Source organism: Streptomyces sp. NPDC051172 (genome assembly GCF_040682555.1).
GTDB lineage: Bacteria > Actinomycetota > Actinomycetes > Streptomycetales > Streptomycetaceae > Streptomyces.
In genome coordinates, this window is record NZ_JBFBBE010000431.1 from 1 (window position 1) to 1,125 (window position 1,125).

General features: G+C 60.1%; 1 protein-coding gene. It reads left to right on the plus strand.

Going from position 1 to position 1,125, the window contains the following annotated elements; genetic code table 11:
• Nucleotides 1–196: 196 nt before the first annotated feature.
• Nucleotides 197–1,054, plus strand: coding sequence for a phosphatidylglycerol lysyltransferase domain-containing protein (locus AB0N07_RS51700; protein WP_365848029.1), 858 nt, complete (start codon nucleotides 197–199; stop codon nucleotides 1,052–1,054).
• Nucleotides 1,055–1,125 lie beyond the last annotated feature (71 nt).

Sequence of the window (1,125 nt, forward strand, 5' to 3'; positions counted from 1 at the left end):
AACCCGCCACCGAACGCGTCACCTACACCCTCCAGCTCCACCCACTCACACCACGACCGCAGTCATCCTGAAACGATCAAGGAAGCGACGTTGGATCAGTCCCTGCCCCCGCGATGCGACCCTAGGGTGCTGCCGTGCCTGACGTGCCGAAGGTGCACCCGCGTACACCCTCAATGATTGCATTCGGCAGGTCATAATGAACGAGTTCGGGCATCCCCTTCCCCGCTTTCCCGGCACACGCCCGTTCGATGTCGCTGATCGGTATTGGTACGAGTCGTTCTACGGCACACTTCCCCCGTTCAGCGATCAAAGCTTCGCAAACCTCCTGGTCTGGGGGAACCTGCACGATGATCTCTCCGTCGGTCTCGTCGGGGACAACATCGTGTTCTTGTCGACCGAGCCGTTCAGCGGATCGGGGGATCCGGCTGCTGTCCTTCTCGGACCGTCGATCGATCCGGACGCCGTGGACCGGGTCTTCGACGGTTTCCCCGCGCTGAAGTCGATCATGCTTTGCGGGAAACTGGACCGCGTCACGGAAGAGTCGAAAACACTGAGGCTCGGGTTGGACCGAGATCAATTCGACTACCTTTACAACGTCAAGAAGCATCTCGCGATGGCGGGCGCGCCCTACCGGAAGCTGAGATATGAGCGCCGGAGGTTCCTCACCGAGCAGGGCGAATTGCGTGTGACCGAACTCGATCTCGCTGACCCCGCGGAACGGAACCGAATCCTTGCGATGGCCCTGGACTGGTCCCGGCAATACCCGTCGCCGAATGACCAGACAGGTCTGGAGTACAGGGCCCTTGCGAGACGACTTGCCGTTTGTGCGTACCTCGATCACCGCGCCTACGAGCTGCATCTCGGAACTCGGGCCGTCGCCTTCGGCATCGGTCACGCGATGCCGCAGCCGGGATGGATACAGCTGGTTCACCTCAAATGCGACTACTCCTATGCCGGCATCTTCAACACGTCCTGTTACAGCATCTTTGCGGAGTTTGACCGGCTCGGGTATGACAGGGTGAACCTCGAACGGGTGTGTCAACTTAACGGCTGATCTTGGTTGTTGATGGTCAGTTGTTGCTCGGAGTCAGGCGGCCCTCGAAAGCGATCTGGAACGCGTTCAGG